General features: G+C 39.4%; 15 protein-coding genes. 9 read left to right on the top strand and 6 right to left on the bottom strand.

The window, feature by feature from the left end:
- Positions 1 to 3: 3 nt before the first annotated feature.
- Positions 4 to 804, bottom strand: coding sequence for an AraC family transcriptional regulator (locus QNM16_RS14235; protein ID WP_284021101.1), 801 nt, complete (start codon positions 802 to 804; stop codon positions 4 to 6).
- 330 nt (positions 805 to 1,134) lie between these two features.
- Here QNM16_RS14235 and QNM16_RS14230 point away from each other — a divergent pair, with 330 nt between their 5' ends.
- Positions 1,135 to 1,896, top strand: coding sequence for a hypothetical protein (locus QNM16_RS14230; protein WP_284021100.1), 762 nt, complete (start codon positions 1,135 to 1,137; stop codon positions 1,894 to 1,896).
- 452 nt (positions 1,897 to 2,348) lie between these two features.
- The gene (locus QNM16_RS14225) at positions 2,349 to 2,786 is read left to right on the top strand and encodes a nuclear transport factor 2 family protein (protein WP_284021099.1); all 438 of its coding nucleotides are present in this window, start codon (positions 2,349 to 2,351) and stop codon (positions 2,784 to 2,786) included.
- 56 nt (positions 2,787 to 2,842) lie between these two features.
- Here the strand turns inward: QNM16_RS14225 and QNM16_RS14220 are convergent, their stop codons facing one another.
- Positions 2,843 to 3,406: a DM9 repeat-containing protein gene (locus QNM16_RS14220; protein ID WP_284021098.1), complete on the bottom strand. Its 564-nt coding sequence runs from the start codon at positions 3,404 to 3,406 to the stop codon at positions 2,843 to 2,845.
- A gap of 652 nt (positions 3,407 to 4,058) precedes the next feature.
- Between QNM16_RS14220 and QNM16_RS14215 the strand changes: the two genes are divergently transcribed.
- Positions 4,059 to 5,792 (top strand): hypothetical protein, encoded by a 1,734-nt coding sequence (locus QNM16_RS14215; RefSeq protein ID WP_284021097.1) that lies wholly within the window; start codon positions 4,059 to 4,061, stop codon positions 5,790 to 5,792.
- A 69-nt stretch (positions 5,793 to 5,861) separates the two neighbouring features.
- On the opposite strand, the gene QNM16_RS14210 is transcribed toward QNM16_RS14215, so the two are convergent.
- Positions 5,862 to 6,701, bottom strand: a complete 840-nt coding sequence (locus QNM16_RS14210; RefSeq protein ID WP_284021096.1) for an SPFH domain-containing protein — start codon at positions 6,699 to 6,701, stop codon at positions 5,862 to 5,864.
- A 192-nt stretch (positions 6,702 to 6,893) separates the two neighbouring features.
- On the opposite strand from QNM16_RS14210, the gene QNM16_RS14205 reads away from it, so the two are divergent.
- From QNM16_RS14205 to QNM16_RS14185, 5 genes are all read left to right on the top strand, one after another.
- Complete coding sequence (locus QNM16_RS14205; protein WP_284021095.1) at positions 6,894 to 7,370, top strand: GNAT family N-acetyltransferase; 477 nt, start codon at positions 6,894 to 6,896, stop codon at positions 7,368 to 7,370.
- A 320-nt stretch (positions 7,371 to 7,690) separates the two neighbouring features.
- The gene (gene bufA2, locus QNM16_RS14200) at positions 7,691 to 8,155 is read left to right on the top strand and encodes a BufA2 family periplasmic bufferin-type metallophore (protein ID WP_284021094.1); all 465 of its coding nucleotides are present in this window, start codon (positions 7,691 to 7,693) and stop codon (positions 8,153 to 8,155) included.
- A 59-nt stretch (positions 8,156 to 8,214) separates the two neighbouring features.
- Positions 8,215 to 9,060: an MNIO family bufferin maturase gene (bufB, locus tag QNM16_RS14195; protein WP_284021093.1), complete on the top strand. Its 846-nt coding sequence runs from the start codon at positions 8,215 to 8,217 to the stop codon at positions 9,058 to 9,060.
- Positions 9,047 to 9,835, top strand: a complete 789-nt coding sequence (locus tag QNM16_RS14190) for a DNA-binding domain-containing protein (RefSeq protein WP_284021092.1) — start codon at positions 9,047 to 9,049, stop codon at positions 9,833 to 9,835. The genes bufB and QNM16_RS14190 overlap by 14 nt, the downstream gene beginning before the upstream one ends.
- Before the next feature lie 11 nt (positions 9,836 to 9,846).
- The gene (locus tag QNM16_RS14185; RefSeq protein WP_284021091.1) at positions 9,847 to 10,272 is read left to right on the top strand and encodes a hypothetical protein; all 426 of its coding nucleotides are present in this window, start codon (positions 9,847 to 9,849) and stop codon (positions 10,270 to 10,272) included.
- 41 nt (positions 10,273 to 10,313) lie between these two features.
- Here QNM16_RS14185 and QNM16_RS14180 read toward each other — a convergent pair whose 3' ends face one another.
- Complete coding sequence (locus tag QNM16_RS14180) at positions 10,314 to 10,697, bottom strand: hypothetical protein (protein WP_284021090.1); 384 nt, start codon at positions 10,695 to 10,697, stop codon at positions 10,314 to 10,316.
- The gene (locus QNM16_RS14175) at positions 10,694 to 13,252 is read right to left on the bottom strand and encodes a reprolysin-like metallopeptidase (RefSeq protein ID WP_284021089.1); all 2,559 of its coding nucleotides are present in this window, start codon (positions 13,250 to 13,252) and stop codon (positions 10,694 to 10,696) included. The genes QNM16_RS14180 and QNM16_RS14175 overlap by 4 nt, the downstream gene beginning before the upstream one ends.
- A 286-nt stretch (positions 13,253 to 13,538) precedes the next feature.
- Here QNM16_RS14175 and QNM16_RS14170 point away from each other — a divergent pair, with 286 nt between their 5' ends.
- Positions 13,539 to 13,730, top strand: coding sequence for a hypothetical protein (locus tag QNM16_RS14170; RefSeq protein WP_284021088.1), 192 nt, complete (start codon positions 13,539 to 13,541; stop codon positions 13,728 to 13,730).
- 30 nt (positions 13,731 to 13,760) lie between these two features.
- Here QNM16_RS14170 and QNM16_RS14165 read toward each other — a convergent pair whose 3' ends face one another.
- Complete coding sequence (locus QNM16_RS14165; RefSeq protein WP_284021087.1) at positions 13,761 to 14,498, bottom strand: substrate-binding periplasmic protein; 738 nt, start codon at positions 14,496 to 14,498, stop codon at positions 13,761 to 13,763.
- Position 14,499: the final 1 nt, after the last annotated feature.

Raw genomic sequence — 14,499 nt, 5'->3', positions numbered from 1 at the left:
GAATTAACACGCCTGCCTATACTGATTTGGGGTTATCCCCATGTTTTTCTTAAAGTGACGACTAAAGTGGCTATGATCATAAAACCCAACATGACTCGCCACATCAGAGATACTTTGACCATGTCGAAGCAACGACTTAGCGTGATTCAATCTATGTTGAATTTGAAAGGCATGCGGTGTCAGCCCTGTCTGCGCTTTGAAAGAGCGGACAAAATGAAAGTGGCTCATATGAATAAGCTGCGCTAAATCAGCCAATGACACGTCATCAAACACATGATCGAGCAGATAAGATTTTGCTAACTCTATTCTGCATTTCAGCGACTTTTGCTCATCAGCTAACGTTACTCTGCCTGCTGACTGACACAAATTATCCAAAAAATGCACCAGCTGAGTTTGCTTTTCCAGCAAGCCCGCTGCTGAGTCCAATGTGGTAAACAAGTCATTAAGCTGCAAGGCAAGTGCCGGATTATGCATCACGGCCTCACTGAAATAAGGCGCACGGTTTTTGTTGCTGTCCATTAAGCAGTTAAACAACTCAGGTGTCGGATACATAGATCGATAAGATGAGACCCCTTCACACGCCTTTTTACAATCATGTACTTGTTCAGCATTAATCAAAATTAGACTATGTTTACCAGCAAGGTGCTGCGCGCCTGAGCGAAAAAAACGCTGCGCGCCGCAATCAACCAAAGCCACTGTGTACCCACTGTGATTGTGTCGGCCAAAATCAGTTTTTTTATCTATATTATGAAGTACTTCCAAGCCACCTAGTTCGTGATGAAAGCTAAATTTTGATTGCTGCATAAACTTCCCCCTTACTCAATCTCAGCTTAACGTAAGAGTTCTAAAAGTGCTTGTACAAAATTGCGCAGTTTGCAATCCAGTGCTTGAAGCTAGACTAACCTTAATCCGTGAAAAAGCGCAGAGTATTATTTGATAACTCAATAACCAAAGATTTATACAGCCCCAATAATAAATGTCGTGCCAAACAACTATTTAATTTACCACGAACTGGTATACGAATTGCTTACTAAATACTACTCACTCGTTAATACCTAACTACTAGGCAGTGAGTTGATTGCCACGAACGGCACTATTTAAAACACCAAAATAACTCTTTAAGGAAAAAAGAAAATGAAAAAACTTATGTGTGCAACCTCTTTATTTTTAGCGTCGGTATCAAGTTATGCAAGCGTTGCCAATACAGAACTTGTCGATGTAGATCAGATGCTCGCGCAAACATTTGAATTGATCGCAAACAATGAAAACCGCGCAGCATTAGATAACCTAAACTGGTTGGCTAAGCATGGCGTATCCCACGATCCAAGGTTTCACAACACCTTGGTTAACACAATGCAAGACCTCTGGTTTAACTTCGTACACAGCTATGCTCCCGCTTGGAAGTCATACCATGCTGTATACAGTACAGCCCAGAAATCATTGGCTGCAGCGCCTCAAAATTGTGCCGCATTTGATATCGCACTGAGTTATAGTCAACAGCCTCATCATGCGACAAATCATATCTCTTATTTAGAACAAACAGAGCAGCAATTCCCAGCCACATGGCAACGATGCTGGACCTTACCTGCGTCCTTCAAGGCCATTGAATTCATCTCAGAACCGCTTATCACACAGTACGTTGGAGACTTATCAGATCACTTCAAATTACATATTGTCGATGACCTAAACGCCACTTATCGCGACTGTGACAACTTGCCTGACGAGAGTTTAGCGCTTGAATGTAAAGACGAGCATAAGCAAAAGCTCATTGATGCATCAGTGATGTATAGAGATGCAGCGATGGCAATACATGATGACATCTCAGAAGCAGGTAGAATTGGCGGATACACAATTGGCTTGTTCTTAGAATGGCAAGCCTACGACAACCGTAACTAGTCTGGACTTTTAGGACTCAAAATTCACACTGAGATCAATCAAGAGCGGTAATACTTTGCCGCTTTTTTTAATTTCCAACTCAAAATATTGCACAAATAACCTCTTGCTAACCATTCACAGTCAAAAAACGACTATTGAGTCTGGTTTTTACTGCACTCTCTCTATTTACCAGTAATATAGCTTTGCACTATCTTCTTTTTAATCTTGTCATGACTGAAATACATTCAAACAATACAGAAGGACTTCTTACATTGACCATCATGGCACTGGTGAGTTTAGCTATCAGCTTTACTGGCTGGATGCAACGAGGTATAACCTACTCAAGTTTGACTTTAAATTAAATAAAAATAAAATTTTAAAAACCTACCAAAAGAATAATTAATATAGTAGTTTTAAAAAGATATAATTTCGAAGGCTAGAAATAAAATTCAGTAAAATACAATGAGGGAATAATGACTAGATTACTATTTATTTTAATTAGCTATATTTTGACATTCACTATCTTTACCGCAAGTGCTAAAGAATTTAATACACCACAAGAAGCCGTCGGCACCTATATTACAGGCGTCACTCTAGGCATCGGCAAAAATATTGAAATGGCTTTCCAAAAAACAGCTACTATTCAGTACTTTGACGAGCGTGGTCAGTATCAAATCTTTGGCCGCGATCAATTTATGCAACGGATCGATACAGGTAATAAGTGGGCTGCGAATGTTGAAATCACTAACTTGTTAATCACTGAAAATATTGCCAATGCCACTGTAGAGTTTACATGGGGAAAAGAAAAACAGCATGGTTATGTAGATTACATCAATCTCATTTTTGATGGTGAGCAGTGGCAAATTACAAGTAAGGTTGCACAATATATTTCAAGACAGCCTAACCAATAAAAAATCAAAACTCCGTAAGATATAGGCGCATTTTGCGCCTATTAGGACAGTTTTAGTTACCTTGGATGATACTCAAGCTTATCGGTTAGTACAGAGAAGTTATCTTCACTTACTTTTAGTAAAAACTCTCTGCCACCCTGACCATAATAGCAGCCATGTCCCCGCACAAATTTCCCCACAACGGTGTGATGGCCATGCTTGCCTTTACAAATAAATACATCAAACCCTTCATTGCCACCAATTACCGCATTACTTCTTATATCATTTGGTTTTGCGCCCGGTACATATGGACCATGAAGTCGACTGTTCCACTGTAGGTCGCCGAACTTGGTTAGTAACACCTTGTAATAATGGGCACCGATTTCTCGGCCACGATAACTGACATAACACATATCATTCACCTCTTTACCGGGTAAATTTGAATGTCTACATACATTAACAGCAGAGTTTGAATCATGTTGTCCCGCATATACACGTCGTCCATCATTTGACGTCGCTGCATGATCGTATTTCCAACCTGTATCATATATCCATTTACTTGGATCTGAATATGCCATTGTACAAGTGCTGAAAAATGAAGCTGCCAATAGACTTAATTTGTAAAGAGTACTTTTTTTCATTTTTATTCTCGATAGTAATTGTTATAGAATTCAAATAACTGCATTCAGGACAACAAATATAAATCATCACTAAGCAGTAATGACATAATTAAAAACACCAAGATTCTCACAAGAAAAAAAGAGTAAAGATAAAGTAAACATGCGTCAAAATTAGTAAAAGAAAAACAAAACTAATAAATAACCAATATAAACAGAAGCTTACACGCCTCCAATTTAAAATAAAAACACAAAAAAACTGGCACAAAAAAGTATTCATACAATCGACTAAAAAACACTAAACCTTCCGCTTATTTGATGTAAATAGCGACGTCGAAGCAAAGGGCTTTTAAGCAGATTCAGACTAGATAAATTCAGTAGCAGTTTTTATTCAAAAAATATCGAACCGGCCATTGCAAAAATGAAATAGCGAGGTGTATTTAGTGCAAGAAACCACTAAATACGCCTCATTTATACTCAGTAAGCAGTCATCAATAGAAGCAACATCTACAATCCATCAAACCTAGCCAATAAAATACAAATTACTACTCAATTTAATTAGTAAGTTTATTATTAAAATAACCAGTTTCGGCCAAAAAACAAAAACCGTTTGTTCAATTGTTCTGGCTTGATATTATTACGTAGAATTGGAAGACCCCACACACATGGAGTAATAATGAAAAAATACCTTCTCGCACTGGTTACAGGTACTGCTATTGCATCAGGCGGCTACTACATTGCACAAACAAATAGCAATTCCACCCCCTTACCTCAATTAGACTATGTACCTGCAGACACTCTATTTTTATGGTCACAATTAAATAGCTTCCCCTATCTGCAGTATTTTGAACTATTGCCAAAAAGCTATAAAAATGTGCATCAAATAGAAGACGTGATTGCGACAATGAAAAGTGATGATATGAGTGTTAATCAACATTTTATTCTCAACATCCTTGAGCAATACTCTAAAAGTGCGGAATCATCTGAACGTATTCAACGTACTTGGGGTGTTAACAATGACTTAAAAGCCCTCGCCTATACAGTTGGGCTGCTGCCTGTGTTACGCGCAGAACTTGGTGAGCCAGAGGTATTTAGTAGCACCATAAAGCAGGCTGCTGAGGACGCAAATCTAAGGTATGAAGATACGCAGATAGATGGCACGCCAGTGACTAGGTACTTTTTTGAAGAGGGTGGTCAACGTATATTTGACTTATTAGTTACCATTAACGAAAACTGGGTAACTGTCACCATAGATACGCCATTTAATGATACTGATGATTTAAAAACAGCTTTGGGTCTCACTAAGCCTGAAAATACCTTAAGCAGCAGTGGAAAAGTTGAAAAATACATCCAAGACCATCAACTGGATGGAAATAACCTCGCCTTTTTAGATACAGGCTTATTCGTTGATATGCTTACTGCCAAAAACCCAGACAGCCCTGCAACCCAGATGCTAGACAAGCTTATTAGCTTATCAAATAGTGATGGCGCACTTGAGAGTATCAGAACACCAGAGTGTCAGCAGGACTTTTCTGACATCACTCAAAAATGGCCGGCGATTATTTCCGGCACACAAAAAATGGACATAACCAGTCAGTTTGCCGACCTGAAAGTGTCGACGGTTATTGCGTCCTCGGATACAAAAATACTTAATGCCTTGCAAAATATGCGTGGCTTTTTACCTCAGCATACACAAAGCAATAACGATGCTTTAATCACTTTGGGGTTAGGGCTCAATGCTAATCAGCTCTCCCCTTCTGTCAATACGTTATGGGCCGCATTTGCCAGTGCCCAATTCGATTGTGCGCCGCTTAACACTTTGCAAGTACAAACAAAAGGTGCAAATCCAGCACCTCTTGCCATGGCTACGGGCATGCTCGGTTCATTTAAAGGTGTAAGCGCGACAATCTTTGATATAGATGTAACCACTCTTTACCAACCTAATGAATTTGATACAACCGCTTTAGATGCCTTGATTACAGTCTCTGCAGATGATGTAAAAGCGCTGTTTAATATGGCAAAAAGCTTGGTGCCCGAGCTTACATCGTTAACCTTACCTAGCGATGGCAGCGCCATCGAAATAAATGATTACCTGCCACCGAGTGTTTCAATATCTGGCCCGGTTTATTTAGCATTAAAAGGCCAACATCTGGCTTTATATAAAGGTGATATGGCAGAAAAGGCGGCAAATGATTTGAACAGCCAATCAGTGACAATCAATGGATTAGCTAACTTTGGATTGAACAGTGCTAAGATATTTCCAAAGGTATTTGAAGCAGCAAAGCAGTCTGGTGAGCCAATTCCAGATGAATTAAAAGAGTTGTTTAATCAAACCGGTAAAATGCATGTTCAATACGATATTAACGATAAAGGCATTGTCTTTGATGTCGATATGAAGATAACAAAATAATTGTAAAAAGGGCTAATACTGGTCTGTATTAGCCCGCACTTCTATCCATTGCTTTTTTAAAAAAAGCTTTTACTTTAGTCCTTTCACTAGCGGCATACCATTAGTGCCAACGGGTATATATACTGTTGTATGATTTGGTGATTCAGCCATTTTCAACTGCGCATTAATCGCCTCGTGCTGCAGGTAATTTTCTGTAAGCGTTGAGTTGATGATCTTTTGCGCTTCAGCAATTCCTTTAGCTTCCTCAATACGTATTTCTGCATCTTTTTTCGCTATTTGCTTCTGCGTTTCTTTTTCAGAAAGCAGCTGCTGAGCTGCAAGTTTTTTCTCAACTGCTTTAGCAACGATGTCTGGGTAATTTATATTGCCGACAACTATATTTTTGACCTCAAAAGGGGTTGCCTTTAAATACGTTTGTAGTTTGGTGGTCACTTCATTTGCAATATCATCTCGGCGTGCTTTTAACTCACCACTATCAAACATTTGCACTGCGTTTCGTACATATGTTCTGAATGTTTCTCTAACAAATCTCTCATACCATTTTTCACCACCATAATTTTCTACCACGGCTTTAACAGTACCAGCTCTAATAGCAACGACAGCATGAAAATCAAAAACTATGTTTAAATCATCATTAGCTAAAATTCTAAACTTTTCAGTATACGTATTCGGGCGCATGTCTATGTTGATCACTTCATTACGCAATACAGACATACCATAGTTACTGGGCCCTTGGAGGGTTCCCTGGTAACCGCCAGAGCCGAACATTCTTGGTTTTTCATAAACGTACCCTTCATGTCCAGCCGGCGTACTTGGGTTGCTGCAAGAGCCTAACCCAAAAAGGAAAAATACAATAACGGCGACAATACTAAAAATGCTACCAATCGGAGCTGACTTTTTTTCAAACATAATGTGCTTTATTCAAATATAAAGCCATATAATACGTTGAATACTAAAAAAGACAAAATCAATTAATCAAATCATATTCCCTCAAATATAAAGTAAATATATACCAAAAATTTATTTCTGTAGAAATAATAATCTTTATACTATATATTTATTCGAATTCTATACTAAAATAGTAAGTAGTTAGGAACTTTCATGATAAATGAGCAACACCATATTCACTTTAGAGCAGCAACCTTAGAAGACAAAGCCGCATTATTAAACCTTGAACAAGCTGTTGTCGACGCAGAGCGGCCATATAACAGTCAAATAAAAGCTGATGCTCACTATTATGATTTAGATAACCTGCTTCAAAGTGAACAAGCAAGCGTACAAATGGCAGAATGCAACAATCAAATCATCGCCACAGGCTATGTACAAATCAGACAATCAAAACAATCTCTTGAGCATGATCTGCATGGGTACTTAGGATTTATGTTTGTCAGCCCAGAGTTTCGAGGTCAAGGGTTAAACCAAAAAATCACTCAACGCTTAATTGATTGGGCAGAGTCAAAAGGCATCTTCGACTTTTACTTAGACGTATATAACGACAATCAAGCTGCAATAAATGCGTATCAAAAGCTTGGATTTAAGCCGTCACTATTAGAGATGAAAGTAAATACAAAAAAATAGCTCACAATCTCGGGGCTCTTCTATTGTCGACGCGCCGGATAAACATTAATGCGTACCTATTTTTCAGTTTAACTGATTAATTCTCATTACATGTTTCCCCTCAAAATAATTTTTTCGTCTACACTGAAATTATTCTGCAGCTCGTAAGGTCTTTTGTAGCAAGTCGTCCGGAGCGCATAAATTTTGCTTTTTTTGTATCGCGCGAATTTGCAAAAAAAGTCAATAAATCGAGCACTGGAGTGGTGCTTTTCCTATTTAAAATACAGCCCACTCTAGCTTGCTCTATATATTTGGCAATACCAAAACACGAGGAAACGACAATGAAAGCATTAACAGGTGCCGCAATGGCAATGATGGTAGCTGGTCTTGTAGGTTGTAATGCAACTGATTCAAGCCAGTCAAGTAATGCTAGTGCAGCAGCAAGCTCAAAAGGCGCAACCACAGATCTAGTACATTGCTATGATGTGAATATTTGCGGTGGACACAACGATTGTAAAACTGCCAATAATGCCTGTGCAGGTCATGCATCTTGCAAAGGGAGTGGTTTTGTAGGTATGCCAGCAAAAGCATGTGCCGATGTTGGTGGCAAACAAAAAGACAGCTGGGTTGGCAGTGTCGCAAAAGCTGATTTAGTGCATTGTCATGATGTCAATATTTGCGGTGGTCACAATGACTGTAAAACTGCTAACAATGCCTGTGCGGCGCAGGCATCTTGCAAAGGAACTGGTTTTGTAAATATGCCAGCAAAAGCATGTAAAGATATTGGCGGTAAAGTCGGTAGTTAATAACATAATTCAGAGCCTGTTCCATACAGGCTCTGAACAACTAATCTTGTGAGAATAGCTTGAATAGCACTCCTTCCCCTTATATTGGTTTCGGACTTGGTTTACGCACTTGTTATTTTGAAGAAATAATAGCGACTAACCCAAAGGTAGACTGGTTTGAAATCATCTCCGAGAATTACTTTGTTGCAGGTGGTAAACCTTGGCACTATTTATCGCAAATAAAGGAACGATACCCCATTGTGATGCACGGTGTATCCATGTCTATTGGCAGTACATCTGATGTCAACTTTGACTATTTAGATAAGCTTAAAAAGACAATTAATCGTGTTCAGCCGCTTTGGATATCCGACCATTTATGTTTTTCTTCTCTAGGAGACTTTAATAGCCATGATCTGCTTCCCATGCCCTATACAGAAGAATCTCTAACGCATTTGAGTCAACGCTTATCCATTGTGCAAGACTATTTAGAGCGTCCACTTATTTTAGAAAATGTATCCAGTTACCTCACCTATCAAGCATCAGAAATGAACGAATGGACATTTTTAGCTGAACTGCACAACAGAACAGGTTGCCAGTTCCTATTAGACATCAATAATATTTATGTCAGTGCGCGTAATCACCAATTTGATCCTAATGAATTTTTAGATGCTATCCCCCAATCTGCTATTGCGCAAATACATCTAGCTGGCCATAGCGATTTTGGCAGCCACATCATTGATACACACGATCAACCTATATGCGATGCCGTATGGGAATTATTCTCAAAATTTGCAAACAGCCATACACCTGTCAATACCATGATAGAAAGAGATGACAATTTCCCTGATTTCAAAGAAATCATGGCTGAGCTAACGCATGCAAGATCTTTGGCCCCAAGCAACTGGAAAAATTATGAGTACGCTTGAACAATTACAAAGTGACTTTATAGCGATGCTGCAGGGACACAATACAAGCTTTACAGATCATATCGCACAACAAACAGGCTTGTCGCCCGAGCAACGCAGTGAAATCTATCAAAATGCATATCAAATTAGGCTTAAGAAAGTGCTAGAACAAGACCATGAAATGCTTGGCTTGTATTTAGGTGATGAATTATTCGATCAAATGGCTGAGGCATATTTAGCTTTATTTCCTTCTCAATCGCCATCTCTTCGAGAGTATGGTGACCGCCTTCCAAACTTTCTCAGTACTCATTCACCTTTTCAAGAGTACGGCATACTATCCGAAATTGCTCAATTTGAACGACTATTACTTCAAGCTTTCGACGCAGCTGACAGCAAATTATTGGAGCTTGTCCATTTACAATCAATTGAGCAAACTGATTGGCCTAATATTATTTTGAGCGTGCACGATAGTGTACACCTACTTACATGTAGGTACGCAGCCGTTGAAAGTTGGCAAGCGCTGAAAAATGGCACTCCTCCACCATCACCAGAATTGAACAATGTCCAACATTGGATCATCGCCAGAGCCCGCGACAAAAGAACTGGCTTTTACCCTTTATCTGAATGCCACTTTCAATGTTTGATGAGTATAAAACAAGGCTTACCGTTTGGCTTTATTTGTGAAGCCGCAGCAAATGTCACTGGCGATCAACAACAAGGCACAGTTGAAGTCATGCAGTTACTGCAGCAAGGAATAGAGCTAGGTTGGTTTTTACAGACCTCTGTAACACAATAGCAGGCACTGATATGAAAATGAGACAAAGGCTTCAACTCTATCAAATCAGTGTCATCTTTAGCATGCTATTTGCTTTAATCGGTTTCAGTTATAACACTTGGCGGTTAGAAGTCTCTGAGCATAATAGTAATGTTCGCCTTGCTTGTTTTGAGATACTTAAAGAACTTGCTGCATTAGAACAACTCATTTATATCTCGCATTATGATAAAGATATGAGCACGGCGAGCCCGCGAAAAGGTTGGATAAGAGTAGGCCTTATCACAGACTTTAGCTATTTAGCCAACCAAGACGTACAGTTAAGTTCCAGTGCGCTACACCAAACTTGGTCTGAGCATTGGGAGTCAGTGCCTGACGATAACCAGTCCGTTTTACTTATTGTTGACGATATTGACCAAGTGAGAGTCAGCATCAAAAAACTGTTAACCTCACTCAATTAAAGACAGACTAAATAAGTAGCTCGAGTTTAGTCTGTCTATTCTTATTCCTCTCGCTGGGCATTAGCGTTTTTCCTACACCTAGCATATATTTTTAAATTGTAGCTCTTAGCAAATTCATACTGCTTTAGACGTTGCTGTTTAGCCTGCTCAGATTTAATTACATCACCAGAGCTGGGTAAATATTTAAGGCCACACAATGATTTAAGCTCTTCAAAATCAAGCTGCTCAAGTCCAGGGAAAACTGGCCGACGACCAGTTGTTGCGTATAATCTGAAATCGTTCTTTTCAACTGCATGCTCTATAGCATCTGACACGTCTTTTTGAACCTTCATCTCTGTACTTAGCTCTTCTCGATGTTTGCCGTAGCCATCTGCACAGCCAACAGCCAAGCAACCCAGTAACATCAAACTAAAATATACTTTCAAACCAGCCTCCTTAGCCTAGCTCTCAATAAAAATAGCACCGACATCATATAACAAAGGTAATACATAAACCCTGACGACCCACCTCCATCGCTCGGTGGCGCAGAAACAGTTATCGTGACCTGTGCCGTAGCCTCAACTCCTGCGGCATCTCTAACAACATAAGATAACTGTTCAGAGCCCAGAAAATCTGCAGCTGGCGTATAAGAGAGTTGGTTATTGGACACAAGCACACTACCTGTGCCTTGATAATTTACTGTGCCTATTACTAAATTATCCCCATCAATATCAATATCATTTGCCAATACATTTAAAAGGTTATTTTGCGTATTGAGCGTTACGGAAAAGGTGTCATCTTGACCTGAGGGAGCGTCATTTACAGCAGTCACGTTAATATTGGCGTTAAAAACATCACTTATGAGTTCTCCACGCGCTGCGGTAATAGGCACGGTGAGTGTCCCATTGAAATTTTCCGCAGGGGTAACCGTTAAACCGTTCACATTATAATTACTACCACTCCCCACCGTAAGCGACTCTGCATTAAATCCGCCTTCATACCTGAAATTGCTAATTTCTAAAGTAATACTAGTATCTTCTGCAACTTCTAAACTTTCCTGCTCAGTAATATTTGGAGCTATCGGTTCCGAACTACCTTGTATTTGCAGATTGCCACTGTTAACTGCAAAAAAGATATTGTTGTTACACTTAATTTTTAGCTTGCCATCGGCAGAACTCACAAGCCCAGATAAAGTCACTTCTTGCTGACCATCATTAGCGACATTGTCTGCAATTACCGTCGGGAATGTTTCACCTCCATCTAGGGATAATAAAATATCTACAGACGAACAAGATATGGGCGCATTCTCAGTATCTGCAGTTTCCCACCGTACCATTTGTGTACCAAGAGTCCAAAGCGTGCCGCTTGTGGGGTCTTGTATGGAAAACCCTTGTTCATTACCAACGACCGTGACTGTCATTGAGTCATCTGCAATATTACCTGCTCCGTCTCTCACTAATAATTTAAAGTTCAAACTGCGACTAGTTGTCGGTAATGCTTCTCCATAACTAACCTGTCCAGACAGTACGTCTGCCATTTTAGGAAATGTTCTGGACCCATCTGTGACGGGGCTGAATACACGGAACAAGGGCCCCGTTCCCATATCAACTCCATCTTCTTGAGGGCTATTAGTAGCTCCTCCTAAATCACTTTGCTCCCAGCTATACATTAATATATCACCATCAGCATCCGTCGCGCTGCCACTTAATGTGAAAGGTGTTCTCGCAGGAACTGTGTAATTTTCCCCAGCCTCAACAATAGGTGCTTGATTTGATTTTGCAGTTCTTACACCGCACGAACTGCCATCAGCCTGTCGAGTGAAGGTAGCCATCTGTTCTAAGGAATAAACATGAAAATACGGATCCGAATTTGCTTGAAGATTTTGAGTTTCACAAATACCTGTATACCCCATAATGGTTGAACCGCTACCAGGTTCAAATGCGGCATCTTCTACACGGTTTCCGTCACACGCACCAACAAGACCATTAAATGTATGGTCTGCCCCCAATTGATGTCCAAGTTCATGAGCTACATAATCAATAGCAAATGCGTCGTTTATGGGCTGCGGGTTGCCTGTGACTCCTTCAGCTTTTGCGCTTGTACATGCAACACCAAAACCTGCAAGTCCGCCTGCTCCGGTTCCTACTAAATGCCCTATATCATAACTATCAGCATTAGTTATATTGGCAATCGCATCTGCAATTTTATCAATATCAGTATCATCGTTCACAAAAGGATCTGCTGTTGGGTCTAAAAAAATCAAATCATCATTGTTAGCTATCAGCTCAAATGATGTTGATAAGTCTCGCATATAAATTTGGTTCACACGATTCACAAGTGTCACCAACGCAGCCATAACTGACAGTTTAGTTCCCCCATGGAATTGCGCATATTCGCCCGTAGTTACAATTGCCAGCCTATATTTTAGGTCTTCATTCAAACCAAATCTGTATTGTAATTTATTGCTTAGGCGTGATTGTGTTTGAGCTGCGATTTTAACATTGCGCTTAATCGGTTCATGCAGTACATACTCGGATTTTACACTTTGACTGATTATTGCATGTTTGTTATACACCCTATACAGTGCTCTATTTTGTTGACTTTTCCTATTAATAGGCTCTATAAATACGCGCTTCCCTGACAGTTCATACACGCCAAAAAAACCATTAGGAGAAAAGTCAAAAGTCCCTCGCACTGCAGGGTTAGTAACCATAACACCAGTGTACGTTTTAATTTCAGGATACTTACTCGCTAATACTTTTGGCATTACTGAGTACGGCGTCAATTGGAATTCGTACAGTTCACCATCAGGTGATGGTAATTGTATTGATATATCACCATCAACAGCTAAAAGCTGGGTTATCTTGGTAGTATCTAAATAAACCTGATTTAACCCATTAAAATTTTGCTTGCCTTTAAGCTCTGACCACAAATTTGTTTCACTTTTCACATTAAAAGTGACCAATAGCGCCATAAAAGCAAAAATAAAATATTTCACCATAAGTTTTTCCAACTCGTCGCTCTTTATATTACAGCATAGTAAGAGATAAACTGATTGCTTGGTTAAAAACTTATTTTTTTATTCCAAACATTAATTTAAGTTAAGGGTTTTAATTTGTGAGACATCGCCTATATGAACTGTAGGCTAATCATGTCAATAAATGTAATTATGTATAAAAGCTCATCTGACCTCTTGAAAGGGTTGAGTAATAACTTTAAAGTGGCGTTATGAAATTTGCACAAGGACAGGCATGATTTTTTTAATTCGCTTTATATCGTGTATAGCAATGACAACGCTATCATTCATCTATTTATTAGAAATGGAATTTTTAAGAACGAGTTTGCTCGCAATATTAGCAATTATTGCGAATCCAAATACCAAACATACATCACTCGAATATGATAATGGAAAACGATTATTTAATAAATACCTTGTTGATAAGCCCAAAAAAAGTCGAAATACATTAAAGCCTTGGTAAGATGTGAGATAAAAATACTCACCCGTAAAGTTAAGGGCCAATATAACGGCTATTATGCTCAGCTAATGCCCTTCTCACTTTATCAATTAACTGTTTATCAGTATTTAAATTAAACGCCATGCATGCTCGCCTATCAGAGTTATTCCGCACTTCGATAACAGGTACAACCGCATCATAGTTAACGCCAATAGATTTCAATGTCTCATGCATTGTGTACTCTGTTGTCAGTAAGAAATCAATTCGTCCAGCTAATAACTTTCTCTGTGACGCACTTGGATCTGCGGTGATATCAAGGTTTGTGCCCGACTCAAACCCTTGTTTGGTTAAAAACTCATGCACGACACTGCCACGTACAATCGATATGACATATTTTTTCGCATCTTCAAGAGAGGCCACCTGAATATCCGTCCTGCTTTTTAAGCGAAACAAATATTGTCGCACAGGCCTCAGTAGAGGGCATGCCCACTCAAACAAGTTTTCACGATCACTACTTCGATAAATCGAGTAAATCATTGTATTAGGTTGTGTTTTTGTCAACTTCATTGAGCGCGCCCAAGGATAAAGCTTGATCTCATATTCAATACCCGCAAGATCTAACACTTCTCGTACCTTTTGAGTCGCGCGACCAACAATTTCCCCCTGTTGGTTTGCATAATTATATGGTACCCACTCTTCGGTAACCACTTGCAGCTTTGGAATATCCGCAAAAGCATGGTTTTGGATACAAATAAACAAAAGCACCAGCAACAGTGCTAACCTGTCAATCACG

This window comes from Pseudoalteromonas umbrosa (assembly GCF_030125375.1).
Lineage (GTDB): Bacteria > Pseudomonadota > Gammaproteobacteria > Enterobacterales > Alteromonadaceae > Pseudoalteromonas > Pseudoalteromonas umbrosa.
This window is presented reverse-complemented; position numbering and strand designations above follow the sequence as displayed.

What these genes read in the sequence shown, in the direction of transcription:
- QNM16_RS14235 (WP_284021101.1), bottom strand. Translation starts at nt 804, where the DNA reads ATGCAGCAATCAAAATTTAGCTTTCATCACGAACTAGGTGGCTTGGAA.
- QNM16_RS14230 (WP_284021100.1), top strand. Translation starts at nt 1,135, where the DNA reads ATGAAAAAACTTATGTGTGCAACCTCTTTATTTTTAGCGTCGGTATCA.
- QNM16_RS14225 (WP_284021099.1), top strand. Translation starts at nt 2,349, where the DNA reads ATGACTAGATTACTATTTATTTTAATTAGCTATATTTTGACATTCACT.
- QNM16_RS14220 (WP_284021098.1), bottom strand. Translation starts at nt 3,406, where the DNA reads ATGAAAAAAAGTACTCTTTACAAATTAAGTCTATTGGCAGCTTCATTT.
- QNM16_RS14215 (WP_284021097.1), top strand. Translation starts at nt 4,059, where the DNA reads ATGAAAAAATACCTTCTCGCACTGGTTACAGGTACTGCTATTGCATCA.
- QNM16_RS14210 (WP_284021096.1), bottom strand. Translation starts at nt 6,701, where the DNA reads ATGTTTGAAAAAAAGTCAGCTCCGATTGGTAGCATTTTTAGTATTGTC.
- QNM16_RS14205 (WP_284021095.1), top strand. Translation starts at nt 6,894, where the DNA reads ATGATAAATGAGCAACACCATATTCACTTTAGAGCAGCAACCTTAGAA.
- bufA2 (WP_284021094.1), top strand. Translation starts at nt 7,691, where the DNA reads ATGAAAGCATTAACAGGTGCCGCAATGGCAATGATGGTAGCTGGTCTT.
- QNM16_RS14190 (WP_284021092.1), top strand. Translation starts at nt 9,047, where the DNA reads ATGAGTACGCTTGAACAATTACAAAGTGACTTTATAGCGATGCTGCAG.
- QNM16_RS14185 (WP_284021091.1), top strand. Translation starts at nt 9,847, where the DNA reads ATGAAAATGAGACAAAGGCTTCAACTCTATCAAATCAGTGTCATCTTT.
- QNM16_RS14175 (WP_284021089.1), bottom strand. Translation starts at nt 13,252, where the DNA reads ATGGTGAAATATTTTATTTTTGCTTTTATGGCGCTATTGGTCACTTTT.
- QNM16_RS14170 (WP_284021088.1), top strand. Translation starts at nt 13,539, where the DNA reads ATGACAACGCTATCATTCATCTATTTATTAGAAATGGAATTTTTAAGA.